The following is a 25,642-nucleotide window of genomic DNA, read 5'->3' as shown; positions in this document are numbered from 1 at the left end:
AGCGCGTTAGGCGGGTTCGTGTCCAAACAGAGTACGCGCCTCACCGGCGGTGACAACAGACCCGGTGATCACAATGCCGGAGCCAGAGACCACCCCGTCCTCGTCATCCTCGGCCAGCTCCATCGCCAGCTCCACGGCACCGGGGACATTCCCAGCCACGTGCACTCGTTCTTCGCCGAACGCATCCCGGGCGTATTCCGCCAACACGTCTGCCTCCAACGCGCGCGGCGAAGAGGTTTGGGTGATGACCACTTCATCGAAGACCGGCTCCAGCTCCGCGAGGATGCCACGGGCATCCTTGTCTCCCAGCACGGCGACCACGCCCACGAGGCGGCGGAACTCGAAGTCCCGGTCCAGCGCCGCCGCCAGGGCCTTGGCACCGTGCGGGTTGTGGGAGGCATCAACGAACACACTGGGGGTGGACCGCACGCGCTCCAGCCGTCCCGGCGAAGCCACCGTGGCGAAGCCCTCGCGCACCGTGTCGATATCGAGCTGACGCTCGCCGCCCGCGCCGAAAAACGCCTCTACAGCTGCCAGCGCCGTCGCGGCGTTGCGCGCCTGGTGTTCGCCGGACAGCGGAAGGAAGATGTCGGTGTACTCCCCGCCCAGCCCGCGAATAGTCAGCGTCTGCCCGCCCACAGCGATGCCGCTGGCGAGCACCGCGAACTCAGAACCCGCCCGAGCCACTGCGGAATCCTTCTCCACAGTTTCGGCAAGAATGACCTGCATGGCCTCGGGTTCCTGCTCGGCGACGATGGTCACGGTATCGGGAGGGGTCAGCAAATCATCGCTATCCCAGCGGGCCTTGATGATGCCCGCCTTCTCCCCCGCGATCTCCGTGAGGGTGTTACCCAGGTAATCCATGTGGTCGTACCCAATGGGCGTGATGACGGCGACCTCACCGTTGGCCACGTTGGTGGCATCCCACCGACCACCCATGCCGGTCTCCACCACGGCGACGTCAACCGGCGCATCGGCAAACGCGGCATAGGCCATCGCCACGAGCACTTCGAACTTGCTCATCTGCGGCCCGCCGGTTTCGGCGCTGCGGGCATCAACCATCTCCACGAAAGGCTTGATCTCTTCCCAGATCCGCACGTAATCCTGCGGGTGAATCGGCTTGCCGTCGATGGCGATGCGCTCGGTGACCAGCTGCAGGTGCGGGCTGGTGGTGCGCCCCGTCCGGCGGTGGAACGCGCGCAGCAGCGACTCGATCATGCGCACCACGGAGGTCTTGCCGTTCGTCCCCGCCACGTGGATGACGGGGAACGTGCGCTCGGGGTGACCCAGCAGGTCCATGAGCAGCTCGATCCGCTCCAGGGACGGGTCGATCTTCGTCTCTGGCCACCGCTGATCCAGCTCGGCCTCGACCTGCGCCAGGGCGGCCAAGTCCTCGGTCGTGATGGGGCGCGGGGGCAGCTGCTCGGCCCCCGCGTCATCGCCGTCACCGGCATCGCCGCCGGTATCGGGAATCACCGAGTCCAGGGGCAGGGACAGTCCGGCGTCGTCCAAAACAACATCGTCCGGCCGCGAACCCTCCTGGTCATCCGGGGTGGCGGCATCGTCGCGGGGTGTCATTGCTTCGGCAGTCCTTCCAGCCGAGCGGTGATCCGCTCGTGTTCTTCCTGCGCCACGCGCTGGCGCTCGCGGATGCCCTCCACGACCTTTTCCGGCGCCTTGGCCAGGAAGGACTCGTTGCTGAGCTTCTTCGCCGCGTTATCGAGCTCCTTCTGCGCGGCCGCCAAATCCTTCTCCAAGCGCTTGCGCTCGGCAGCCACATCCACGGTTCCGGAGGTATCCAGCTCCACCGCAATGGTGGCCTGCGACAGGCGAACTTCGATCGACGCCGTAGCGCTGAATCCCTCGGCCGGTTCCTCGAGGCGCACCAGGGAGCGCACCGCGGGCTCGAACTCGGTGAGATCCGCTGCGGCGAAGTCCAGCCGCGCGGGAACCTTTTGCGAGGGCTTGACTCCCTGGTCGCTGCGGAAACGGCGCAGCTCGGTGACGAGCTTGTCGACATCCTGCATGCGGCGCACGGCATCGGCATCAGTGGTGGCCCCACCGTTGGTGAGGTCCTGCCCCGGCCACTCGGCCACGGCGAGGCTGGCGGGGTAGCCCTCCACGCCGTCAGTCAGCGCCTTCCACAGCGTGTCGGTGACGAACGGCATCGCCGGGTGCAGCATGCGCAGCACGGAATCGAGCACGCGGCCGAGCACCAGCTGGGTGGACACGCCGCGCTCTACCTGCTCCGGGGTGGCGGCATCCCAGTCGCGGGGGATCTGCACCTTGGCGATCTCCAGGTACCAGTCGCAGAACTCGCCCCAGGCGAAGCGGTAGAGGTTCTCGTTGGCCAGGGAGAATTCGTAGCGATCCAGGGCGTCATCGACGAGCACTCGGATCTCCTCCAAGCGGTCGAGGATCCAGCGGTCGGCATCGGTGAGCGTGGAGCGCTCCGGCAGCTCACCCACGTGCGCGCCGTTCATGAGGGCGAACTTCGTGGCGTTGTACAGCTTCGTGGCGAAGTTGCGGGAGGACTGCGCGGAATCCTCGCCGACCGGCAGGTCGGAACCGGGGTTGGCGCCGCGGGCCAGGGTGAAGCGCAGGGCGTCGGCGCCGTAATCGCGCACCCAATCCATGGGGTCGATGCCGTTGCCCAGCGACTTCGACATCTTGCGGCCCTTTTCGTCGCGGACGAGGCCGTGCAGGAAGATATCCCGGAACGGCACCTGCGGACGGGACGTGCTGCTGTCGCCGTTGTTGCTGCTGTCGCCGTTGTCATCGCTGCCACGGCCACCCAGCGGCGAGTCTTCCAGGGTGTCGGCGAAGGTGGCGAACATCATCATGCGGGCAACCCAGAAGAACAGGATGTCGTAGCCCGTCACCAGCACGCTGGTCGGGTAGAACTTCTGCAACTCGGGGGTGTTGTCCGGCCAACCCATCGTGGAGAACGGCCACAGCGCGGAGCTGAACCACGTATCCAGCACATCCTCGTCTTGGCGCCAGCCCTCGCCCGTCGGCGGTTCATCGTCCGGCCCGCAGCAGACCACTTCGCCATCCGGTCCGTACCAGATGGGGATGCGGTGGCCCCACCACAGCTGACGGGAGATACACCAATCGTGCATGTCATCAACCCAGTCGAACCAGCGCGGTTCCTGGCTGGCGGGGTGGATCACGGAATCGCCTTCGCGGATGGCAGCGCTGGCCATCGCGGCGAGCTCGTCAACCTTCACCCACCACTGCTCCGACAGGCGCGGCTCCACGGCCTCGCCGCTGCGCTCGGAGTGGCCCACGCTGTGCACGTAAGGTGCCTTGCGCCCAACAATGCGGCCCTGCTCCTCCAGCGCCAGGCGGATCTTCTCGCGAGCCTCGTAGCGGTCCATGCCATCGAACTCGGTGCCGGTGTTGGCGATGTGACCGGTGGCATCCATAACGTCGGGCATGGGTAGGTCGTGGCGCTGGCCCATGGCGAAGTCGTTGGGATCGTGCGCAGGGGTGATCTTCACGGCACCGGTACCGAACTCCGGATCCACGTAATCATCGGCGATCACGATCATCTGACGGTCCGGCAGGAACGGGTGCGGCAGGGTGGTGCCCACGAGATCCTTGTAGCGCTCGTCATCGGGGTGGACGGCCACTGCGACGTCACCCAGCATCGTTTCCACACGGGTGGTGGCCACGATGACGTGCGGCTCGTCGTCGTTCAGCGAGCCGTAGCGGATGCTCACCAGCTCGCCCTCGTCATCGGAGTAGACAACCTCGATGTCGGAGATGGCGGTCTGCAGCACCGGGGACCAGTTGACCATGCGGTTGGCGCGGTAGATCAACCCGCGATCGAACAGCGCCTTGAAGATGGTCTGCACTGCACGAGACAAACCCTCGTCGAGCGTGAAGCGCTCGCGCGACCAATCCACGGAATCGCCGATGGCGCGCATCTGGCCCTGGATCACACCACCGTATTGTTCCTTCCACTCCCACACGCGGGAGACGAACTCCTCGCGCCCGTAGTCGAAGCGATCCTTACCCTCGGTCTTCTTCAGCTGCGCTTCGACCTTGGTCTGGGTAGCGATGCCAGCGTGATCGGCGCCCGGCAGCCACAGCACCTCGTAGCCCTGCATGCGCTTGCGGCGGGCCATGTGATCCATGAGGGTGTGGTCCAGGGCGTGCCCCATGTGCAGCTGCCCGGTCACGTTCGGCGGGGGCAGCACGATGCTGAACGGGGGCTTGGAGCTGCCCGCGTCAGCAGTGAAATATCCGGCATCGACCCACTCCTGGTAGAGCGTGGTTTCTACCGCCGCGGGATCCCACGCTGCCGGCAGCGAGCTGGAACGATCCGCGCCGATGCGCGCATCGTTGTGGGGCTGTTCTTGGGCTGGGTTCGCACTGGTATTACTCACGATTGACCAGTCTAATAGACCTTGCGACAACACCAGCCACCAGTGGCGGCTAGACCAATCCGGCTTCCTTTACGGCCGCCCATTCTTCCTGCAGTTCCTTAACGTTCTTGTCGAGCATCGCACGCTGGTCGTCGCTAATCTCCAGGCCCTGAACGATCTCCCATTCGCCGTTGACGCTGCGGCACGGGAAGCCGAACTGCAGTCCCTCTGGGATGCCGTAGGAGCCATCGGAGGGCAGAGCCACCGATACCCAGTCATCTTCTGGGGTGCCGTGTACCCAGTCGCGCATGTGGTCCAGCGCAGCGCTGGCTGCAGATGCCGCCGAGGAACGACCACGAACCTCAATGATCTCGGCACCGCGCTTGGCAACGCGCGGAATGAACTCGCCTTCCACCCACTCATCATCGAGGCGACCACGAGCGGGCTCGCCGTTGACGCGCACCTCGGTGGCGTCGGGGAATTGGGTGGCCGAGTGGTTGCCCCACACGGTGACGTGCGACAGGTTCTTCACGGGCTCGCCCAGCTTGTCGGCCAGCTGAGCCAGCGCGCGGTTGTGATCCAGGCGGGTCAGGCTGGTGATGCGCTTCGGATCCACACCCTCGGCATGCGCGGCCACGATCGCGGCGTTCGTGTTGGCCGGGTTGCCGACCACGAGAACTCGCACGTCATCGGCGGCTTCCTTGGCGATGGCCTTGCCCTGCGGGGCGAAGATCTTGCCGTTGGCTGCAAGCAGGTCGGCACGCTCCTCGCCCTTGGAGCGAGGCTTCGAGCCCACGAGGAACGCGGCGTTAGCACCGGCGAAGCCCTCGTTGGGATCGCTGGTGATCATCATGTCGTTGAGCAGCGGGAAGGCGCAGTCGGCGAGCTCCATGGCCACGCCCTTGGCGATCTCGGCGCCCTGCTCCGTTTCGATGAGCTTGAGGTTCAGCGGGCGGTCCCCGAAGACCTCGCCCTGGGCCAGGCGGAATAGGAGGGAGTAGCCGATCTGTCCGGCTGCTCCGGTGACGGAGACGGTGATGGGTTCGGTGACATGAAGGTTGTCGGTCATGTGGCGCACATCCTTAAAAAGAATCGTCGGTAAACGTCCGGATATACTTTCCAGCCTAATGCGCTTTCAGGATCCGCGTCGGCCGTGAACGCCCCCGCTCCCGCGGGCTGCGTGTGCTGGATCCATCACCCCCACCTGCCCCACTCTCCCCTGTCTTTCCCGGCGGCTGCCCCGGCCCGGGCGGTACGATGAGCCCGTGCATAACTTGCCTCTTATTCGCTCCATTGCTCACCGATATCACCTGTCGGCTGAGCAATTCGTCGGCGCCATGGAAGCCACCCTTCCCATCGCCGCGCGGGTAGGTACGCGCATGAACGACCGCCATGTGGCAGCGATCGCGAAGGCCTCCGGCCTCCCGGCCTCGGCCGATGTGTTCGCCTCCCCCGAGGGCTTGTACTACGAGGCGCTTCGCTACGCTCACGCGTGCATCTGGCCGCGGCCGGCCTCTGCGGACGATGTGCCAACCAAGGTCACTCCAGCCACCGCTGTCCGTCAATTGGTGCGCGAAACCTACGCCAGGTTCGAGGACAACCCGAACGCGCTGCGCCTCATCGCCTCCGAAAACATCTTCGGCGACGGCGACATTTCCCCGCTCATCGGTGTGTTGAAGGACTCCCCCGTGGTGCTCCACGTTGATCGTGTGCTCATGCTTGGTCACGACATCGGAGCGTTCCGCGAGGGTGTCTCCGCCGAAGACGTCTACATTCTCATGAGCTCCCTGTGCAGCTTCGCCATCACCCAGGGTCGCACGTTCCACGCCCTCTACGGCATGGATGCGTTCGATGAGACGAACCGCCGCGGTCTCGTCGAGCTCACCTGCGACGCCGTTCTCGCGTTCCTCACTACGACCATGCCCACCGAACAGGGTTCGTCCTACACCCACTCGTCGCATTCCGCCGCAGTCGGTTCGTCGGTGGCCGCCTCCCTGTACTCCACCGACCACTCGGCCGCGGGCACTCACCCCCTTGGGGACGGCGCTGGTTTTGGCCCCCTAGACTCCGACGCCACCACGGGCGGACACGCCGGAGTCAGCGACCTGTACCACGACTAGGCGCTGCGCTTATCGCGCTTGGCCACCTCGTCGTGGCTGAGCAGCGTCGGCTCAGCCTTCCCCGCCGCACAGTCCTCGGTGATGATGACCTCACCGGTCTCTTCGTCTTCGGGGATGCTGTACATCACGGGCAGCAGGATGCTCTCCATGATGGAGCGCAGGCCACGCGCACCGGTTTCCCGAGCTAGAGCCTGGCGGGCGATTTCCCGCAACGCATCCTCCTCGAACGTCAGGCGCACACCGTCCATCTCGAACAGGCGCTGGTACTGACGGACGAGGGAGTTCTTCGGCTCCGTGAGCACGCGCACGAGGGCATCCTCGTCGAGGTGGCCAACGTGGGTAAGCACGGGCAGACGGCCGATGAGCTCGGGAATCAGCCCGAACTTCACCAGGTCCTCCGGCTCGACGTACTGGAAGGGATCCTTGTCCTCCTCGGACTTGCTGGAGATTTCCGCGCCGAAGCCCAGGCCCTTCTTGCCGCGGCGTTCGGAGATGACCTTCTCCAGGCCCGCGAAGGCACCGGCCACGATGAACAGAACGTTTTTCGTATCGAACTGGATGAACTCCTGGTTCGGGTGCTTCCGGCCGCCCTGCGGGGGCACGGATGCCACGGTGCCTTCGAGGATCTTCAGCAGCGCTTGTTGCACGCCCTCGCCGGAGACGTCGCGGGTGATCGATGGGTTCTCCGACTTGCGGGAGATCTTGTCGACCTCATCGACGTAGATGATCCCGCGTTGTGCCTTCGCGAGATCGAAGTCCGCGGCCTGCAACAACTTGAGCAGGATATTCTCCACATCCTCGCCGACATACCCGGCCTCGGTGAGGCTGGTGGCGTCGGCGATAGCAAATGGCACATCGAGCATCCGTGCGAGTGACTGCGCCAAATACGTTTTGCCCGAGCCGGTGGGGCCGAGCATGAGGATGTTGGACTTGGCCAGCTCCACCTCGTCGTCGCTGCGACGGGCGGTCGCGTTGGCCTCCTCGACCTGGATGCGCTTGTAGTGGTTGTAGACGGCCACGGCGAGGGTGCGCTTGGCGACGTCCTGTCCGATGACGTAATTGTCGAGGAACTCGGAGATGGCCTTCGGCTTCGGGAGTTTGTCGCCACCATCGCCGGCGGAGGGGTCCGCGATCATCTCCTCTTCGATGATCTCGTTGCACAACTCGATGCACTCATCGCAGATATACACCCCTGGTCCGGCAATGAGTTTACGGACCTGTTTCTGGCTCTTGCCACAGAAGGAGCACTTCAGCAGCTCTGCACTTTCCGGCATACGTCCCTTCGGCTTTCTTCTTGTGCGTGTCAGCAACTCTCAACAATACCGCCCGCCGAGACATTCCCCGGGCATTCCCCGCCGTGGCGAGAGCGTGTGTCGAGTCACCTTGGTGCGCGGTGCATGGTTGTGGTGTGTGGTTGTGGTGCTTGGTTGTGATGATCGGCCCCAGTGCGTGAACCTACCGCGCGAATCCAACAACGGGTCACCAACACTACACCCCAGCACGGACAGGGGCTCCTGTCGGTGCTGGGGTGCGTGTTGGTGTTGCTAGATGCAGCTACTGCGCGAAGCTGCTGTGTGCATCTTCTGCGGGCTTAGCGCTGCGCGGACAGCTTGCGGTAGTCGAACACCTGGTCAATGATGCCGTACTCCTTGGCCTCCTCGGCCGTGAGGATCTTGTCACGATCGGTGTCGATGCGAACCTGCTCAGCCGTGCGGCCGGTGTGGCGAGCCAGCGTTTCCTCCATGAGGGTACGCATGCGGTCGATCTCCTTCGCCTGGATTTCCAGGTCGGAAACCTGACCCTGCACGCCACCGGTTGCGGGCTGGTGAATCAGCACGCGGGCGTTGGGCAGAGCAGCGCGCTTGCCGGGCGTACCTGCGGCAAGCAGCACGGCGGCGGCCGATGCGGCCTGGCCCAAGCACACGGTCTGCACGTCGGGGCGCACGTACTGCATGGTGTCGTAAATAGCCATCAGGCTGGTGAAGGAACCGCCGGGAGAATTGATGTACATCGTGATGTCCCGATCGGGGTCCAAGCCCTCGAGCACCAGCAGCTGAGCCATGATGTCGTTAGCCGAGGCGTCGTCAACCTGGGTTCCCAGGAAGATGATGCGCTCCTCAAACAGCTTGTTGTAAGGGTTAGATTCCTTCGCGCCGAAGCTGGAGTGCTCCACGAACGAAGGCAGAATGTATCGCATTTCAGGCATGTGCATGGTTGTTAGCTCTCCTTCGCAGAGGTGATGACGTGGTCTACAAAGCCGTAGTCCTTGGCCTGCTCAGCGGTGAACCAGCGGTCACGGTCGGAGTCCTTGGTGATCTGCTCAACGGTCTGGCCGGTGAACTCAGCGATCAACTCAGCCATTTCACGCTTGGTGTGGGCGAACTGCTCGGCCTGGATGGCGATATCAGCGGCGGTGCCGCCCACGCCAGCGGAAGGCTGGTGCATCATGATGCGAGCATGCGGCAGGGCGTAACGCTTGCCCTTGGTGCCAGCGGACAGCAGGAACTGACCCATGGATGCGGCCAGGCCCATGCCGTAGGTGGCGATGTCGCACGGGGCGTACTGCATGGTGTCGTAGATAGCCATGCCTGCGGTAACGGAGCCGCCAGGCGAGTTGATGTACAGGCTGATATCGCGCGTGGGGTCCTCCGCCGACAGCAGGAGAATCTGGGCGCACAGCTTGTTGGCGATTTCATCGTCCACCTGGCTGCCCAGGAAGATGATGCGCTCGCGCAGCAGGCGCTCGTAGACCGAGTCGGTCATGCCGGGCATATCGGAACCACTAGCAGCAGTAATGCCGGATTGGGTACTCAATGGTGCTCCTTGATGGGTCACTAAAACGGTTTGTCCTTGAGGTATGAACCTGTTGGTATGCGCCCCAGCCTAGTCACGCGATGGGCGTGGGCGGCAGCCAGACGGGCCATGTTCGCTGTCAGCGCACGCGGTGACTGCGGTGAGTAGGCCATAAACTCTGGGCAAACTCTGGGCGCGAAAAGAACCGGGGCCCGGTGCGCTGGCTATCGCCGGCACCGAGCCCCTGTCCCACTCCCTCATCGCGCGTGGCCTGGCCTTTCAGCCTCAGCCTTTCAGCACGGCCGCGCACGATGCGGTCAGAGAGTGATTACTTGGAATCCTTCTTGGAGTCCTTCTTCTCGCTCTTCTTCTTGGAGTCCTTCTTCTCAGACTTCTTGGACTTCTCAGCCTTGTCAGCCTTCTTGTCAGAAGCCTTCTTGGTGGACTTCTTTTCAGCCTTCTTATCGGAGGCCTTCTCCTGGGACTTCTTCTCAGCCTTGTCGGCCTTCTTCTCGGCTTCAGCCTTGTCAGAGCACTCAGCCTCAGCAGCCTCGTCCGTCTCCTCAGTGCCGAAGAACTGCTTCGGGTCAACCTCGTTGCCCTCGGAGTCCTTCACGGAGGTCTTGGCGATGTTCAGGGCCAGAGCCTTGCCGCGGCGCACGTCTGCGAACAGGTTGCCCAGCTGGCCGGCCTGCTGCAGCTGCATGATGAACTGGTTCGGATCCATGCCGTACTGGTTGGCAGTGAAGGCGATGTGGTCCATGAGCTCTTCCTGGGACACCTCGGGCTGCTCAACGTCAGCCAGGGCGTCGAGGAACAGCTGGGTGCGCACGGAGTCCTCAGCGGAGGAGCGTGCGTCCTCCTCGAACTTCTCGCGGGTCATGTCCTGAGCGGCCAGCATGGACTCGAAGACCTTCTCGTCGCCGCCGACCTGCTGGATGATCTGCTGGATCTGTGCCTCAACCTGCTCGTTGACGATAGCCTCGGGCAGCGGAACCTCGGTCTTCTCCAGCGCTGCGGCCAGGACCTTGTCGCGGATCTCGCCAGCCTGGGTGTTCTTCAGCTGCTGCTCGACCTGGGTCTTCAGGGATTCCTTCAGCTCGTCCAGGGTGTCGAACTCGGATGCCAGCTGGGCAAAATCGTCGTCCAGCTCCGGCAGCTCGCGCTCCTTGACGGAACCGACCTTGACGGTCACCTCGGCCTCTTCATCGGCGTGATCGCCGGCAACCAGCTTGGAGGTGAAGGTGGACTCTTCGCCTTCCTTCATGCCGATGAGGGCGTCGTCGAGGCCCTCGATGAGCGAGTCGTTTCCGACCTCGTGGGACAGCCCCTCGGTGGTGGCCTCGTCCACGGTCTCACCGTCGATGGTGGCGGAGAGGTCGATGGAGACGAAGTCACCCTTCTCCACGCCGCGGTCGGCGGGCTTGAGGGTTCCGAAGCGAGCCTGCAGGTTCTTCAGCTCTGCGTCAACAGCCTCGTCGTCAGCCTTGATGGCCTCAACCTCAACGTCGATCTCGGAGAAGTTCGGAACGTCGATCTCCGGGCGAACGTCGACCTCAGCGGTGAAGACGACCTTGTCGCCGTCTTCCAGCTCGGTGATTTCGATCTCGGGCTGGCCGAGAACCTTGAGTTCGTGCTCCTCTACGGCCTCGCTGTAGCGAGACGGCAGCATCTCGTTAATAACCTGGTCCAGCACAACGCCGCGGCCAAGACGAGCCTCGAGGATCTTCGGGGGAACCTTGCCCTTGCGGAAGCCGGGCATGTTGACCTGCTGGGCCAAGGAAGCATAGGCCTTGTCGAACTCCGGCTTGAGTTCGTCGAAGGGGACCTCAACGGTGATCTTGGTGCGGGTGGCGCTCAGCTTCTCTACAGAGCTCTTCACGAATGCACACTCCTGTGTCTTTGTCTATGAGACCGGCGCACAGCTCGCGGTTTTCTTGAGATCGTCACACCCAGGCGAGCGGTATGCACCGGCTACGGTCGGTTTACAATTTTATAGTGCTACCTTTCCCAGGGTACGCAGGGGTCTGCAAACGCCGCCATCTCCCCCTCAATCTTCACCAAATGTGCTGCTCAGAACTCATTTCTTATCCGACGCCACCAGCCTCCCCACCCCGCAGGCTCCCCGGATGTGGTCACGAAAAAACGCAGGAAGGCTCACAACGCTTAAGCGTTTTCAGTGAGTCTTCCTGCGCTACGTACGGTGTCGGGATAGCGGGATTTGAACCCACGACCCCTCGCTCCCAAAGCGAGTGCGCTACCAAGCTGCGCCATATCCCGAGCAACATGTGCGAGGGTCACTTTACGGGCAAGGGCATGAATCTACAAAACGAATCACCAGCGCCCACTCCCCCGTATCCGCTCGTCGCTGGGTGCATCGTCGCCCCTCGCGACGCGTCGTCTCGCCCACCTTGCCACTAGTGACTGTGTGACGAGTCAGGACCGACGTCGGGCGTCGAATCTTGAGACCCTGTGGTGCCGTCTCCTCTGGCGACTTCGCGGCGCAGCGCCGCAATTTCGGCGCGCATCTCCGCCAGCTGCTGGTTGAGCTCGACAAGGTGCGGAGATGGTTCCGGCTCTGCCTGAACATCTTTCTTGACGGTCGTGTCAACCTGTTCGACCAGCCACGACGCAACCGTCGCCGTCACGACACTAGCCAACGCGATACCACCGGACATGAGGACCACACCGACGATTCTTCCGCCTGCCGAGACGGGAACGATCTCACCATAACCGACCGTGGTGACGGTGACGATCGACCACCAGAGGGCGTCGCCGAAATTCGTGATCTTCGACCCTGGGTCGGCAGCCTCGAGGTCGAAGATGGAGATGGCGGCGACCAAGATGAGCAGCACGGTGCTGACTGCGGTGTAGAGAGCCACGCTGACGCGCTGCGAGGATGCGGAGTAGCGCTGCATGAGCACCAGGATGGGAACGACTCTGAGCACACGCAGCGCCCGGAACATCGGCAGAACCACGATCGCCAATTCCCAGATATGCCGAATGAACCAGCGCGAACGATTCTCGGCGAGGATCAGACGGACCACGTAGTCCACGACGAACGCCACCCACGTCAGCCACATGCCCACCTGCGCCACAGTGGACCACACGGGGTGTGCTTTGCCCAGTGCCGACCATGCGTACAGAACGATGAATGCGATCGAGATGATGAGCATGGGCCCCTCGACGCGCATTTCCCATTTGCGTTGGAGGGAAGCGTCTGGGGGAATGTCCGGCTGGAAGATTTCTCGCAGTGCTCTCTTCAGTCGCTTCATATCAAAACACTATGACACGAGAAACTTCTGGAACACGAATGAAAACGTGGGGACACATGCAGAAAGCCCGCGACTCTGTGTAGATGAGCCACGGGCTTGTACGTGGAGGGAACGACGGGAATCGAACCCGCGTCTTCAGCTTGGAAGGCTGAGGTATTAGCCACTATACGACGTTCCCATGTGCGCTATCCCTTGTCGCCGGTGAGCCCGGCGGGATACGACTTCACACCATACACCATGCGACCTACCCCGATACAAACTCCCACTGTGCCGGGGTGGTTCGCGGAACCGGTTCACTGGGTCAGTTCACACGGCCATTGTGTTGCGAACATGTTGCGCACTCGTTGCCCGCATATCAATTTTCCGGTAATCATTTTCGTTATAGTGAAGTTTGTGAAGAAATGGTAAGAAACTGCCCAGCTCAGATTGTTCTAGGAAAAACTGGATAGTAAACTCCAATTTTATGGAACCAGTCATTGTCGATAAAACAACTGGACACGAGCTGTGGACTGCGGCTCAGTGCGCTGAGTACTCCGGTACTGCCCGAGGAACTTTCACTAGCTATGCAGGTCGTGGGCGTGCTCCCAAGCCGTCCGCCCGCCTTCACGGCCTCACACTGTGGGATTCCACCGTGATTAGGGAATGGCAGGAAAAGCGCCAGCGCCAGCGGGACAATAAGCAGGATTCTTAAGCGAGACTCTCGGGTTCTGTCTCGCTCCCCCGCTCCTCCCCCTCACTCGTTTCCACCCCCAGCTTTCGCACCCTCATCCTTCGCAACCTTAGCCTGACGCACCAACGCCCCTGAGCCAGAACACGTTTCTGGCCCAGGGGCGATTCTCGTGGCGTCGGGAGTCTGAGCCGCACAAGGCAGCTCCAGCATTCTCCGGACTGTGGCAGACTGTGCCCGACTGTGCCCGACTGTGCCCGACTACGTCCAGGTATCTTGGCTAAGCCTGGCTACCCGGGACCTCCGGAGCCTCACCGGTGCGCTCGTACTCGCTGAGGATGTCGATGCGGCGTTGGTGGCGCTCCTCCTTGGACCATTCCTGGGTCACGAAAGCATCCACGATCTCCAGTGCCTGCTCCTTGGAATGCATCCGGCCACCCAGGCCAATCAGCTGAGCGTTGTTGTGCTCGCGGGCGAGCTTGGCCGTCTCCACGGACCATGCCAGCGCGCAGCGAGCGCCCGGCACCTTGTTCGCGGCGATCTGCTCACCGTTGCCGGAACCACCCAGGACGATACCGAGAGAGCCCTCATCGGCCACGGTCTTCCTGGCGGCGTCGATACAAAAAGCGGGGTAATCGTCATTCGCGTCGTACTCGTGAGCTCCGCAATCGACGACCTCGAACCCCTTGGACTCCAAGTGATCCTTGATGATGTTCTTCATTTCAAAACCGGCATGATCGGCACCTAGGTAAATACGCATGGTGCCCATCATATCGGTTTGTGCCGGTTCGTCCCGGCTTCGCGGCGCCAATCCCAGCTGAATCTGGGGTTAGAGCTGCGTGGGGTCTGCTGGGCTAGTCTTGCTGGGCCTTCGGCGACTCAGTGCGGGAGCGCTTGAGCTCGAAGAAGTGCTCGTAGCCTCCGAGAGTCACGGAAGCGTCGAAGAGCTCGCCGGCCTTCTCGCCGGTGGGCACGCGCGTGAGAACGGGGCCGAAGAAAGCGGAATCGCCGAACTGCACCACGGGGGTTCCCACGTCGTCGCCCACGAGCTCGATGGCGTGAGCGTGGCTGGAGCGAAGGTGCTCGTCGATGGCCTTGGGGCTACCGAACTGGGAATCCTCGCCCTGTTCCTCGTGAGCCACGGCGGCAAGCTCGGCGGGCAGGCCGACCTCGGCGAGAGACTGCTCGATGACCTTGTCGTAACCGTGGATATCGGCCTTGTCGGCGGCCTCCTCGTTGTGAATGAGGGTACCGATGGCGGTGTACCACTCGCCCAGCTTGGCGGGCTCGTTCTTGTGGATGGCGGCGGAGACGCGGGCGGGTGCCCAGGCGGCCTCCATGCCCTTCATGTAGTCGGGGTCGAGGTCGCGGCCGTCGTTGAGGACGGACAGGCTCATCGGAGCCCATTCGATGCTCAGATCGCGGACCTTTTCTACCTCAACGAGCCAGCGGCTCGTCACCCAGGCGAAGGGGCAGATGGGATCGAAGTACATGGTTACTTTGTTTGCTGTCATGTCCCCCACTGTAACCCCACTGGGGCTATGTTGTGGGCAGCGCTGGTGGCAGCTCTATCGGGCGGCGGTTGTTCTCGCCCTTTCCCCACTCACTGTCTGCCCACCTGACTAGGGTGGAGACCATGACTTCTATCAATCTGACCCGCGACGAGGCCAAGGCACGCGCCGAATTGGTCTCTGACGTGCACTATTCCATCGACCTAGACCTGTCCACCGGCGGTAGCTCCGAACAACGGACCTTCTTCTCCACCACCACCGTCACCTTCACCTCCAGCTCCGGATCCACCTTCATCGACCTGCGGGCCGAATCGGTGGAATCTGTTGTTCTCGATGGCACGGACATCACCGCATCCGCTGTTCCTACGAAGGATGGTGGGTACGACGCCGCTACGGGCATCCAACTCGCCGATCTCACCTCCGGCGAACACCAGTTGGTCGTTGCCGCGGATATTCCTTACTCCACGACCGGCCAGGGCTTGCACCGTTTCTTCGATCCCTCAGACGGCGAAACCTACATGTACACCCAGTTCGAGACTGCCGATGCCAAGCGCGTGTTCGCCTGCTTCGACCAGCCCGATATCAAGGCCACGTACGATGTGAGCCTGCTGACCCCTACGTCGTGGAAGCTGGTGACCAACAACCACGTCACCGAGCAGTCCGAAACGGTGGAGGGTTCGGACGAGCAGCTCACCCGCCACACGGCGCGTGTGGATTACCTACTGTCCACCTACCTGGTGGCCTTCTGCGTGGGCCCGTGGCACGAGGTGCGCGACGAATGGACGGGCACCATCACCGAGCACCCGGAGACGAGCGACGACGCCACGGCCGCAGCGCGCCAACGCGGCGACCTGCAGACCAGCGGCGAGCTGACTGTGCCGCTTGCGATCTACTGCCGCCAGTCGTTGGCTGAGTCCTTGGATGCGGACGAGCTATTCACCGTCACCAAGCAGGGCTTTGATTGGTACGGCGAGCACTTCGGCATCGCGTACCCGTTCTACAAGTACGACCAGATCTTCTGCCCCGAGTACAACATGGGCGCGATGGAAAACGCTGGCGCGGTGACAATCCGCGACGAGTACGTCTTCCGTTCCCAGGCCAGCCACTACCAGTACGAGCGCCGTGCCGACACGATCCTCCACGAGCTCGCCCACATGTGGTTTGGCGATCTGGTGACCATGAAGTGGTGGGATGACCTGTGGCTCAACGAGTCTTTCGCCACCTGGTCCGCAGCGATGAGCCAGGCGGGTGCCACGAAGTTCACCACGGCATGGGTGACGTTCGCCAACAAGGAAAAGGCCTGGGCATACAGCCAGGATCAGTTGTCCTCCACCCACCCGGTGTTCTCGGACGCCACGGATATTGAAACGGTCGAGGCCAACTTCGACGGCATCACCTACGCCAAGGGAGCCAGCGTGCTTAAGCAGCTGGCTGCCTACGTGGGCCTGGATGCCTTCCTGTCCGGCCTGCGCGCACACTTCGCTGCCCATGCGTGGTCCAACGCCACCTTCAGCGACCTACTGGGCGCCCTGGAGAAGTCCAGTGGACGCGACCTGTCCGATTGGGCGGACCAGTGGCTGCGCACCACCGGCATCAACACGCTGAGCCCAGAGTTCACTGTGGAAGATGGAAAGTACACCAGCTTCTCGGTGGCGCAGACCGGCGCAGAACCCGGCAAGGGGGAAACCCGCACGCACCGCATTGCGGTGGGCATCTACCGCGTCACCGATGGTGGCGAGGTGGAGCGTGTCCAGCGCGCCGAGCTGGATATCGCGGGCCCGTCCACGGAGGTCACCGAGCTCGTGGGCGCCGAGGCAGGTGACTTGGTGCTCGTCAACGACGATGACCTCACCTACTGCCTCATGGCCCTCGACGAGGCGTCGCTTGAGACGGCGACGTCCAAGATCGATGCGATCACCGACCCCATGGCGCGCTCCCTGGTCTGGTCTGCGGCATGGCAGATGACCCGCAACGCCCAGATGCCCGCCCGCGATTTCGCGGCGCTTGTGGCCCGCGGGTGTGCCTCCGAGACGGAGCTAGCCGTGCTGGAGCAGATCCTCGCGCAGAGCCGCCTCGCAGTGCAGCGTTACGCCGATCCGGACTGGGCGGAGCAGGAGGGCTGGAAGATTCTCCGCGACGCTTTCCTGGATGGGGCTCGCTCCACGACCGGGCAGGCTCAGCTCTCCTTCATCCGCGCGTACGCCGGGTGTGTGCACACGGCTGAGTCCGCCGCGGTACTGCGCGGGCTTCTTGGCGAGGAGGCCGGTGGGCAGTCCAATGAGCAGACCAGTGAGCACTCCGCCGAGCTGCCCCAGCTGGATGTGGACCAGGATCTGCGCTGGACTCTTATCACCGCGCTGACTGCCTCTGCCCGGGCAACCGGCGAATCGGTCGACGAGCTGCGGGCCCGCATTTCCCGCGAGGCGGAGAAGGACACCTCCTCCACGGGCGCGATGGCTGCACTGCAGGCAGAATCTGCCATCCCCACCCAAGAGGCGAAGCGCGAGGTGTGGGAGGAGCTAACCACCAACGGTGCGTCCCAGACCAACCTGCAGCTGCGCCACCGCAACGCGGGATTCGTCCACGTGGGCCACGATGATCTGCTCGCGGAATTCGGTCCGAAGTATGCTGAGATCGCAGCAGATCTGTGGCGGGGCCTGTCTTCCGAGATGGCTCTGCGCACCCTCGAGGGGCTCTACCCCGCGTGGGATTACTCAGAGAGCACGGATGCGGCTATCGCGAAGGTCATCGAGGCGGAGGACACTCCCGCCGGCCTGCGCCGCGTGCTCAAGGAGGGCCGCGACGGAGTTGCTCGTGCCAAGAAGGCTCGGGCGGCCGACAGCGCCCAGTAGCAGCCTGCGTGACAAACCAACCAGTGTGAAAGGTGACACCATGACCAGCTTCTACGATGCCGTCGGTGGCGATGCCACGTTCCGGGCTCTCGTCCACGGTTTCTACGAGCAGGTGAAGACGGACGATATCCTGGGCCCCATGTATCCCGCCGAGGATCTCGAGGGTGCCGAGGATCGCCTGCGCTGGTTCCTCGCCCAGTACTGGGGCGGTCCGGAAGAGTTCAACGAAAAGCGTGGGCACCCGCGCCTGCGGATGCGCCACGCCCGCTTCCCCATCGACACCGCCGCCAGGGATCGCTGGCTCGAGCTCATGGCTAACTCCATGGCCACCATCGATTCCAACACCCTCCCCGACGAGCATCGAGCAGCCATGTGGGATCACATGGAACGAGTGGCACAGATGCTGGTCAACAAGCCCGACCACATTTAGCCACCACACAACGCACTGGATTACAGATGCTCGCTGCCCTCATCGCCGGTTCGGCCATGGCCGGGTTCGTCGACGCCGTCGTGGGCGGTGGCGGGCTCATCCTCATCCCGCTGCTCATGGTTTTTCTGCCCGGCACTCCTGCGGTGTCGGCCATCGCCACGAACAAGGTGGCATCAGTCAGCGGCACGGCTTCGGCGACGGTGAGCCTGCTGCGCACCGTCCGCGTCGACCGCAGGCTCGTCTCCGTGGGAGTTCCCATCGCCCTGCTCAGCGCGGCAATCGGTGCCCTGCTCGCCTCACTGATGAGCAATGCGGTGTTGCGCCCAATCGCCATCATCCTTCTTGTTGCCGTCGGCTGCTACGTGGCTCTGAAACCCAGCTTCGGCCAAGCCGTCACCGGCCCACACGCTCGGGGCACGAAACCCATCACCGGCGGGTGGCGTTGGGCGATCGCCCTCATCGCCATCGGCATCATCGCTATCTACGACGGCTTTTTCGGCCCCGGCACCGGCACCTTCCTCATCATCGTGCTCACTGCTCTTCTCGGCCGCAATTTCATCGAATCCGTCACGATGGCAAAAATCTTCAACACGTCCACGAACCTTGGCGCCCTCGTGGTGTTCACCCTCAGCGGCGTGGTGATGTGGAAATTGGGGATCATCCTCGCTGTGGCCAACATCGTCGGCGCGCAGATCGGGGCTCGCATGGTGATCACGAAGGGCACGGGCTTTGTCCGCGCCATGCTGCTCGTGGTCGTGACGGTCATGGCGATCAAGCTCACCGTTGACCTCCTGATGTAGATCCCCTTCCCAGATTCCCCCAGATTCCCCCCAGATTCCCCCCCAGAGTCCCCTCGGCCCCACTCACGGCACGCGCGCCAGCCCACCGGGCCGCGGCGCATAGATGCTTCCATACAGCCCATCGACGCGAATCCACGACCCCGTCACCGACACCCGCGCGAAGTCGTAGCGGCTCATCGCACCCGTCGGCTGCTGCACGAGCCCCAGCGCCCCCATCGCGGCTACGATTCGTCCCTCCAGCGCCACCTCGTTACCGTCGTTTTCTTCGTTCGACGCCACCCCCAGCACCTTCTGCTCCAGCAAGCTCCGGGCAATCCCCAGTGGTCCCCCGTGTTGTGAGTTTTCCGCAGCCATGTCTGCGTGCAGGGTGCGGATCGCCTCGGCGGGGATGGTGTCTACCAGGGTGTAACCGGCCTCCGGGGGCAGTCCACCCCGCCAGAGCAGGGGGCATTCGGGGCCGAAATCCAGCGGCTCGTCCCCCGTGAACGCGCCCAGTGCCGTGAGCGCGCCCGCTAGGTGGGCCACCGTCGGCGCATCGACGCTCGGGAGTCTACCGGGAATGCGCTGGGCGGCAACGCAGCCTAGTGGCGTCGAAATAAAAAGATCCACCGACTTCGCACCGACTGGGCGCAGGCGGACAACGGCTGCGGGATCCATGGCGGCTGCGCGGGAGGCGACGGTGCGGGCGCGGCGGACGGCTCCCAGCGCGGCGGCCGCGGTCTTGGTTGGGTTGGTGGAGTCTGTGGAGTCTGTGGAGTTGGTGGGTCCAGCGGGTCCAGTGGGTTCGGCGAGGTCGACCAGCACGTTCATGCGACCCATCCTAGGGAAGGGTCAGCTGAAGGACTCGATGGGGCGGGTGTTCTCAATTTTTCCCAGTTCGTGCTCGGGTTCGTCGAGCTCGTCGGCGTCGTCGACTGGGATGAGGAAGCGGTTGAGATTCTCGATGTCGCTGGGGGTCCACTCGCGAGACTTGCCGGTCATCATGTCGATGCCCACCATGACGGTGTCGATGGTGCAGGCGACTTGGCCGAGCGAATCGCGGACCTGCTGGCGCATGGTGCAGGATTTGCGGCCGACCTTGGTGAAGAAGCTGCTCACGGCGACTTCGGCCTCCCCGGGCGACAGCGGACGCGGGTAGTCGATGGTCGTGTAGCGGACGAAGAACGGCGGCACGGCGATGTCCATTTCCATGAGGACGTCCTTGAGGAACACCATGCGGGCGTCTTGCCCGAACTCCAGGTACTTGGCGTTGTTGACGTGCTGGTACTGATCGAAGTCGGACCACCGGAGTTCCCGGTGGCAGGTGTGCCAGCGGGTGCCGGTGGCGTCGTTGTCAATAAACGGCATAGCTTGATTCACCCTCGTTTAGTTTTTGCGTCAAAACCTATACTTACACACAACGACGGGAAAGTGTAAAAGTTACGGATGTTACTGCTGTTTTCTACTGTTAATTTTGTGACTGTCGTGGCTGCATGCGCTGGGAGGTAGGCCAACGCAAAAGACCCCTCGCGAACGTCTCGATGACGATCGGCGAGGGGTCTCAGTACGTTGAGTCAGCAAGCAAGCCGACGGGCCGACTTAGCGGGTCAGCTTGCGGTGGGTCACGCGGTGCGGGCGGGCGGCCTCGGCACCGAGGCGCTCAACCTTGTTCTTCTCGTAATCCTCGAAGTTACCCTCGAACCAGTACCACTGGCCCTCGGCAACGTTGCCCTCCCAGGCGAGGATGTGGGTACAGGTGCGGTCCAGGAACCAGCGGTCGTGCGAGATGACCACGGCACAACCCGGGAACTGCTGCAGAGCGTTCTCCAGCGAGGACAGGGTCTCCACGTCCAGGTCGTTGGTCGGCTCATCGAGCAGGATCAGGTTTCCGCCCTGCTTTAGCGTCAGTGCCAGGTTCAGGCGGTTGCGCTCACCACCGGACAGCACCTTGGACGGCTTCTGCTGATCCGGACCCTTGAAGCCGAAAGCAGACAGGTAAGCGCGCGACGGCATCTCGTTCTGGCCAACGTGGATGTAATCCAGGCCATCGGAGACGACCTCCCACACGGTCTTTTCCGGGTCGATGTTGGCGCGGTTCTGGTCCACGTAGCTGAGCTGCACGGTGGAGCCGACCTTCACCTCGCCGGAATCGGGCTCTTCTAGCCCCACGATGGTCTTGAACAGCGTGGTCTTACCGACGCCGTTAGGGCCGATCACGCCAACAATGCCGTTGCGCGGCAGGGTGAAGGACAGATCCTTGATGAGGGTACGGCCATCGAAGCCCTTGGTGAGGTTCGTGACCTCCACGACCTGATTACCCAGACGCGGCGGGGTGGGGATCTGGATCTCTTCGAAGTCGAGCTTCTTGTACTGCTCCGCCTCGGCGGCCATTTCCTCGTAACGCTGCAGGCGGGCCTTGTTCTTGGCCTGGCGAGCCTTGGCGCCGGAACGCACCCAGGCGAGCTCTTCCTTCAGGCGCTTCTGCAGCTTGGCATCCTTCTTGCCTGCGACCTCGAGGCGCTTAGCCTTGGTCTCCAGGTAGGTGGAGTAGTTGCCCTCGTAGGGGTAGAGCTTGCCGCGGTCGACCTCACAGATCCAGCCCGCAACGTGGTCGAGGAAGTAACGGTCGTGGGTCACGGCCAGGACGGCGCCGGGGTACTTGGCCAGGTGCTGCTCGAGCCACAGCACGGACTCGGCATCCAAGTGGTTGGTGGGCTCGTCGAGGAGCAGCAGGTCCGGCTCGCTGAGCAGCAGCTTGGCCAGGGCCACGCGGCGGCGCTCACCACCGGACAGGTTGGTGACGGGGGCATCGGCCGGCGGGCAGCGCAGGGCGTCCATGGCCTGCTCCACCTTGGAGTCGAGCTCCCAGGCATCAGCCGCGTCGATCTTCTCCTGGAGGGTGGTCATCTCCTCCATGAGCTCATCGGTGTAGTTGGTGGCCATTTCCTCGGCGATCTCCTCGTAGCGCTGGCGCACCTGGAAGATCTCACCCATGCCCTCTTCGACGTTCTCGCGAACGGTCTTTTCCTCATTCAGCGGAGGCTCCTGCTGGAGGATGCCCACGGATGCGCCCGGGTCGAGGAAGGCCTCGCCGTTGGAGGGCTGGTCGAGGCCCGCCATGATCTTCAGGATCGAGGACTTACCGGCGCCGTTGGGGCCAACCACGCCGATCTTCGCCCCGGGGTAGAAGGCCATCGTGACGTTGTCGAGGATGACCTTATCGCCGTGCGCCTTGCGCACGTTCTTCATGGTGTAAATGAATTCGCCCACGGTGAACTTCAGTGACCTTTCCACGAGTCGTTTCAACTGTTGAACGGTTTACGCGCGGATGCGCGCAAATACTCGTTCGTTGGCTGTTTCTAGCTCTTTTGGCAACCGTGAGCCCCGACCCGGTGTTTGCTCGTTTGGGGGTCGGCTGGCGACAACGCTGGGTAAAGCAAAACACTAGGGGCGGCGGCTCGGTAGCCACACAATCCCCTAGTGTACGTTGTCCCCGCCCCAACGCGATCGATAGCGTGCCGGCGGTTGCCAGCACTTCCCCACCGTGGCCGCTGCTCGCCTGGGTGCTCCCCCACACGCACTGCACGCGGGCTCCCGCACTGCGCTCCCCCAAGCGCACTGCGGAACCTATCCTGCGCGAGCAATCAGACGCCCGACCCCCTATGATCGCGTCAACGCGCCTTCTCGAGCTCCTAGAACGGGGGCTTCCCGTCGGCGCCAGCAGCCACGAGCGAGCCCTCCTGCTCCGCTGCCGGCATGGAGCCATCCGCCGCCGGGTAGTCGGGCTCACCGGGCTGGCCGGGCTGACTGGGGTGACTGGGGTGACTGGGGTGACTCGGCTGGCCGGGCCGGCCCGGTCGCTCCTGCTGACCCTGCTGACCCTGCTGACCCTCCGATGCGCCCGTTTGCTCGGCATCCTCATCGGTGAACGGCTTGAACGTGCGCGCCATTCGGTTGTTCAGATCCGGACCCACGTGGCTGGCCTTGACGCGCAAAACGCTGCGACGCTGGGTGCTGCCGTCGTCGTTCGTGGACTCCCACGTGGACTGCACGAGCCGTCCGATCACGATGATGGGCATGCCCTTCTTCACGGAAAAATCCACGTTGACGCCCAACTTGTTCCAACACTGGACTTCCACATAGGTGGTATCCCCATCGGTCCACTTACCGTCGTTGGCAAGGTATCGGCTGTTGACTGCCATGCGAACGCTCACGAGGCCCCGGCCTTGGTCGTCCGCATGGAAAATGGTTTCTGGATCTTTGACTGCGTTGCCCACGAGGTGGACGCTTGCAAGGTTGCTCGACATGATGCCGTGTCAACTCCTTCACTGAGTTTGCTGAGTGTTACTGAGTTCCCCCGCCAGCGGCTTATTCCCCCGGCGCGTGGCCCCAGTGTGGCAAGCTCCGACCGCGACGGCGACACCCTCTGCTCGCCCCTGTGGACAACACAAAGCAAAACCCCCGCTGTCCACAGGTGGGGACAGCGGGGGTTGACATTTTCACGTCACGAGCGCCTAGAGGTGCTTCTCATGGTCGTGCTCACGGTCGTGCTCATGGTCGTGCTCGTGGTCACGCCCTGAGTCCTGCTCCGGGTCGTGCTCTGAATCGTGCTCCAGGTCGTGCTCCAGATCATGGTGATACTTATGCTTGCGCATCTTCTGCTTGTAGCTGTTGGAGTGCAGGGCGCTTTGCACCTCGCTGTCGTGGTAATCGTCGCCGTAGTACCCACGATTGCCGGTGTCCGTGGTGCCCGCCGCCAGGCCGGCGAGCATCGCGTTGTACGCCTCCAGCTCCTGGTCGCCGGACCGCTCTTCCTTGCGGTCGTGCCGCTTGGCGTCCTTCTGGTCGGAGCGCAGCCACTGGAAACCGTGTGCGATCGTCACGATCAACAGCGGGATCTCGCCCAGGCCCCACGTGATACCGCCGCCAAGGTTCTGCTGCTGCGCCAAATCCACGTCGAAGGGGAAGTTCAGTTGGTTGTAGAAGTCAGCATTCAGTGGCTCCGACATTTGCATCATGGCGATGCCGAACCACGCGTGGAACGTGACCATGCCAAACAGTGTCAGCATCTTGATAAATGGAGACAGCTGACGCGGTGCGGCGTCGACGCCAATAACCACCCAATAGAAGATGTATCCCGAGATCAGGAAGTGCAGCATCATGAACAGGTGGCCTGCGTGCTCCGGTGCCATCCAGTTGAACAGCGGCGAGAGGTACAGGTAGTAGAACCCGACCACGAACTGCGTTGCGGCCACGATGGGGTTGGTGAGGAAACGCGAAACCGGGTTGTTGATGAACACCACCAGCCATTCGCGCGGTCCCGGTGGCTGATTCTTGCCTGCGGGAGGGAGCGCACGCAGCAGCAGAGTCATCGGGCCGCCGAGGACCCAGAACACCGGGATGACCATCGACAGGATCACGTGCTGCAGCATGTGCGGCGCGAACATCGCCATGGAGTACATGCCCAGCCCGGAAGACGTCGCAAAAATCAACGTCACGTTACCGGCCGTCCACCACCACAGTCGGGAGATGGGCCAGGCGTCGCCGCGCTTACGCAGCGTCCACCACGCCCACATGTAACCGGCCTGCAGTAGCAGAGCACCAGTACCAAACACCAGATCAAACCGGAACATCGTGAAGTAATTCAGCACGCTCGGCGGCTCGGTCAGGGTGTAGCCGAGCAGCACGTCCTGCTGCGTGAGGTTCGCGTTGCGCTCCACGGGCGGGGGGATGCGCGAGAGGCTCACGGCCACGCCGATGGTGGCGGCCATGATCATGACCTCCACGGTGGCGAAGCGGATGAATGGCCAGCGCTGCTCCATCGTGGCCTTGCCGCCTTCTGCCTCGGCGGCCTCCAGCTGCGGGATGATCTTCTCGCGGTGGACCCAGCCACACCACGCCAGCGCCAGGGTCAGTGCCATCTTGGTGAGGATCACCCAGCCGTACTGCGTGGTCACCAGCTCCACCGGCTTCACGCGCAGCAGCGCGTTGATGACACCAGAAACCGCCAGAGCAATGATGGAAAACAGCGCCAGAAAGCTGTAGCGCTTCACGATGAGCGCCAGGTGCGGGCCGCGGCGGCCGGCGTAGGCGATCAGGGCCATGAGGCCACCGACCCACAGGCTGGTGAACACGATGTGCCACAGCAGGGAGTTCACGCCGTAATCGTGATTGCCGCCGGCCGCAGAGTGCCCCTCCAGCGCCAGCGGGATGAGCGACAGAATGGAAATAGCCAGGAAGATCGGCTGCCAGATCCACTTGCGCGTCAGCAGGCTCACCACGCCCACGAACGCGGCGAAGATGCTGACCCACAGCCACGACTTCGCCGCAGACACCTGTTCCAAGGCGATGCCCCAGTACCGCGGCTTGAGGGTCTCCTTGAGAGGGGAGCCTGAGACGTCGGACATGTACATCGGGATGAGCATGAACGAACACGCCGCCCACAGGATCATCGACCAGCTGCCCGTGCGGGCGGCCTTGAAGCCGTCGAGGTCGAGAGTCCCATCCTTGCGCGGCGCTGCCCCGAAGGCAGCCATGAGGAACCCGCCGATGCCGATACACGCGATGAAGATGCCCGCCGAGCGCAGGAATGGCAGGCCGATGGTGGTGGGCTCGCCGGGATCGGGGATGCCCAGCAGCGCCAGTGATTCACCCAGGAAGCTGTAGCCGATGATCGCGCCAATCGCGGCGGAAACCAGCACACCCAGCACGTATACCGTGCGCGGATTGTGCAGCTTCTGCGCGGGTTGGGGTTGTGCATCTACCATGCACTTGACCTTACCGCTGATTGCCCCGCCTTCCTATCCGCGTGCTGTCCGCTTCCCGTCCGCGTGCTATCTGCG

The 25,642-nt window shown here is 63.2% G+C and carries 20 protein-coding genes and 2 tRNA genes; 5 read left to right on the top strand and 17 right to left on the bottom strand.

Going from position 1 to position 25,642, the window contains the following annotated elements; genetic code table 11:
• Nucleotides 1-6: 6 nt before the first annotated feature.
• From folC to LA343_RS05170, 3 genes are read right to left on the bottom strand one after another with little or no spacing between them, the layout of a single operon-like run.
• Nucleotides 7-1,578, bottom strand: a complete 1,572-nt coding sequence (gene folC, locus LA343_RS05180; protein WP_025402286.1) for a bifunctional tetrahydrofolate synthase/dihydrofolate synthase — start codon at nt 1,576-1,578, stop codon at nt 7-9.
• Nucleotides 1,575-4,430, bottom strand: a complete 2,856-nt coding sequence (locus LA343_RS05175; RefSeq protein WP_039910879.1) for a valine--tRNA ligase — start codon at nt 4,428-4,430, stop codon at nt 1,575-1,577. The genes folC and LA343_RS05175 overlap by 4 nt, the downstream gene beginning before the upstream one ends.
• Nucleotides 4,431-4,443: 13 nt before the next feature.
• The gene (locus tag LA343_RS05170) at nt 4,444-5,442 is read right to left on the bottom strand and encodes a malate dehydrogenase (protein ID WP_025402284.1); all 999 of its coding nucleotides are present in this window, start codon (nt 5,440-5,442) and stop codon (nt 4,444-4,446) included.
• 196 nt (nt 5,443-5,638) lie between these two features.
• On the opposite strand from LA343_RS05170, the gene LA343_RS05165 reads away from it, so the two are divergent.
• Nucleotides 5,639-6,493, top strand: coding sequence for a hypothetical protein (locus tag LA343_RS05165; protein WP_025402283.1), 855 nt, complete (start codon nt 5,639-5,641; stop codon nt 6,491-6,493).
• Here the strand turns inward: LA343_RS05165 and clpX are convergent.
• The 7 genes from clpX to LA343_RS05130 all read right to left on the bottom strand — a co-directional run bounded on the left by clpX (nt 6,490) and on the right by LA343_RS05130 (nt 12,739).
• Nucleotides 6,490-7,767: an ATP-dependent Clp protease ATP-binding subunit ClpX gene (gene clpX, locus LA343_RS05160; RefSeq protein ID WP_025402282.1), complete on the bottom strand. Its 1,278-nt coding sequence runs from the start codon at nt 7,765-7,767 to the stop codon at nt 6,490-6,492. The two genes, LA343_RS05165 and clpX, sit on opposite strands and share 4 nt — an antisense overlap.
• A 317-nt stretch (nt 7,768-8,084) precedes the next feature.
• A complete protein-coding gene (locus LA343_RS05155; protein WP_025402281.1) occupies nt 8,085-8,705 on the bottom strand; it encodes an ATP-dependent Clp protease proteolytic subunit in 621 nt (206 codons plus the stop codon).
• A gap of 5 nt (nt 8,706-8,710) precedes the next feature.
• Entirely contained in the window at nt 8,711-9,265 is a 555-nt protein-coding gene (locus tag LA343_RS05150) for an ATP-dependent Clp protease proteolytic subunit (RefSeq protein WP_052337632.1), read from the bottom strand.
• A gap of 349 nt (nt 9,266-9,614) precedes the next feature.
• Nucleotides 9,615-11,168 (bottom strand): trigger factor, encoded by a 1,554-nt coding sequence (tig, locus tag LA343_RS05145; RefSeq protein ID WP_025402279.1) that lies wholly within the window; start codon nt 11,166-11,168, stop codon nt 9,615-9,617.
• Nucleotides 11,169-11,492: 324 nt separating this feature from the next.
• Nucleotides 11,493-11,566: transfer RNA gene (locus LA343_RS05140), tRNA-Pro, on the bottom strand.
• Nucleotides 11,567-11,703: 137 nt separating this feature from the next.
• Complete coding sequence (locus LA343_RS05135; RefSeq protein WP_052337521.1) at nt 11,704-12,561, bottom strand: potassium channel family protein; 858 nt, start codon at nt 12,559-12,561, stop codon at nt 11,704-11,706.
• A 103-nt stretch (nt 12,562-12,664) separates the two neighbouring features.
• A tRNA-Gly gene (locus LA343_RS05130) sits at nt 12,665-12,739 on the bottom strand.
• Between the two features lie 285 nt (nt 12,740-13,024).
• On the opposite strand from LA343_RS05130, the gene LA343_RS05125 reads away from it, so the two are divergent.
• A complete protein-coding gene (locus LA343_RS05125) occupies nt 13,025-13,252 on the top strand; it encodes a helix-turn-helix transcriptional regulator (RefSeq protein ID WP_081737279.1) in 228 nt (75 codons plus the stop codon).
• A 256-nt stretch (nt 13,253-13,508) separates the two neighbouring features.
• On the opposite strand, the gene LA343_RS05120 is transcribed toward LA343_RS05125, so the two are convergent.
• Together LA343_RS05120 and LA343_RS05115 are read right to left on the bottom strand one after the other, a co-directional pair.
• A complete protein-coding gene (locus LA343_RS05120; protein ID WP_025402277.1) occupies nt 13,509-13,988 on the bottom strand; it encodes a ribose-5-phosphate isomerase in 480 nt (159 codons plus the stop codon).
• 94 nt (nt 13,989-14,082) lie between these two features.
• Nucleotides 14,083-14,742, bottom strand: a complete 660-nt coding sequence (locus LA343_RS05115) for a DsbA family protein (RefSeq protein WP_025402276.1) — start codon at nt 14,740-14,742, stop codon at nt 14,083-14,085.
• A 122-nt stretch (nt 14,743-14,864) separates the two neighbouring features.
• Between LA343_RS05115 and pepN the strand changes: the two genes are divergently transcribed.
• The 3 genes from pepN to LA343_RS05100 are packed head-to-tail and all read left to right on the top strand — an operon-like array spanning nt 14,865 to nt 18,821.
• Nucleotides 14,865-17,591: an aminopeptidase N gene (gene pepN / locus LA343_RS05110; RefSeq protein ID WP_025402275.1), complete on the top strand. Its 2,727-nt coding sequence runs from the start codon at nt 14,865-14,867 to the stop codon at nt 17,589-17,591.
• A 40-nt stretch (nt 17,592-17,631) separates the two neighbouring features.
• Nucleotides 17,632-18,021 carry a globin gene (locus LA343_RS05105; RefSeq protein ID WP_025402274.1) on the top strand — a complete coding sequence of 130 codons (390 nt, stop codon included), beginning with the start codon at nt 17,632-17,634 and terminating at the stop codon, nt 18,019-18,021.
• A gap of 26 nt (nt 18,022-18,047) precedes the next feature.
• The gene (locus tag LA343_RS05100) at nt 18,048-18,821 is read left to right on the top strand and encodes a TSUP family transporter (RefSeq protein WP_025402273.1); all 774 of its coding nucleotides are present in this window, start codon (nt 18,048-18,050) and stop codon (nt 18,819-18,821) included.
• A 63-nt stretch (nt 18,822-18,884) separates the two neighbouring features.
• Here the strand turns inward: LA343_RS05100 and LA343_RS05095 are convergent, their stop codons facing one another.
• From LA343_RS05095 to LA343_RS05075, 5 genes are all read right to left on the bottom strand, one after another.
• The gene (locus tag LA343_RS05095) at nt 18,885-19,631 is read right to left on the bottom strand and encodes a DUF8185 domain-containing protein (RefSeq protein ID WP_224209223.1); all 747 of its coding nucleotides are present in this window, start codon (nt 19,629-19,631) and stop codon (nt 18,885-18,887) included.
• A 21-nt stretch (nt 19,632-19,652) separates the two neighbouring features.
• Nucleotides 19,653-20,168, bottom strand: coding sequence for an acyl-CoA thioesterase (locus LA343_RS05090; RefSeq protein ID WP_025402272.1), 516 nt, complete (start codon nt 20,166-20,168; stop codon nt 19,653-19,655).
• 231 nt (nt 20,169-20,399) lie between these two features.
• Nucleotides 20,400-22,070 (bottom strand): energy-dependent translational throttle protein EttA, encoded by a 1,671-nt coding sequence (ettA, locus tag LA343_RS05085; protein WP_025402271.1) that lies wholly within the window; start codon nt 22,068-22,070, stop codon nt 20,400-20,402.
• A 422-nt stretch (nt 22,071-22,492) separates the two neighbouring features.
• Nucleotides 22,493-23,107 (bottom strand): single-stranded DNA-binding protein, encoded by a 615-nt coding sequence (locus LA343_RS05080; RefSeq protein ID WP_025402270.1) that lies wholly within the window; start codon nt 23,105-23,107, stop codon nt 22,493-22,495.
• 207 nt (nt 23,108-23,314) lie between these two features.
• On the bottom strand, nt 23,315-25,567 hold the full coding sequence (locus LA343_RS05075; RefSeq protein WP_025402269.1) for a cytochrome c oxidase assembly protein: 2,253 nt from the start codon (nt 25,565-25,567) through the stop codon (nt 23,315-23,317).
• Between the last annotated feature and the right edge of the window lie 75 nt (nt 25,568-25,642).

The organism is Corynebacterium falsenii, from assembly GCF_020099275.1.
GTDB lineage: Bacteria > Actinomycetota > Actinomycetes > Mycobacteriales > Mycobacteriaceae > Corynebacterium > Corynebacterium falsenii.
Note: the sequence above shows the minus strand (reverse complement) of the source record. Positions and strands in the feature narration are given on the sequence as shown.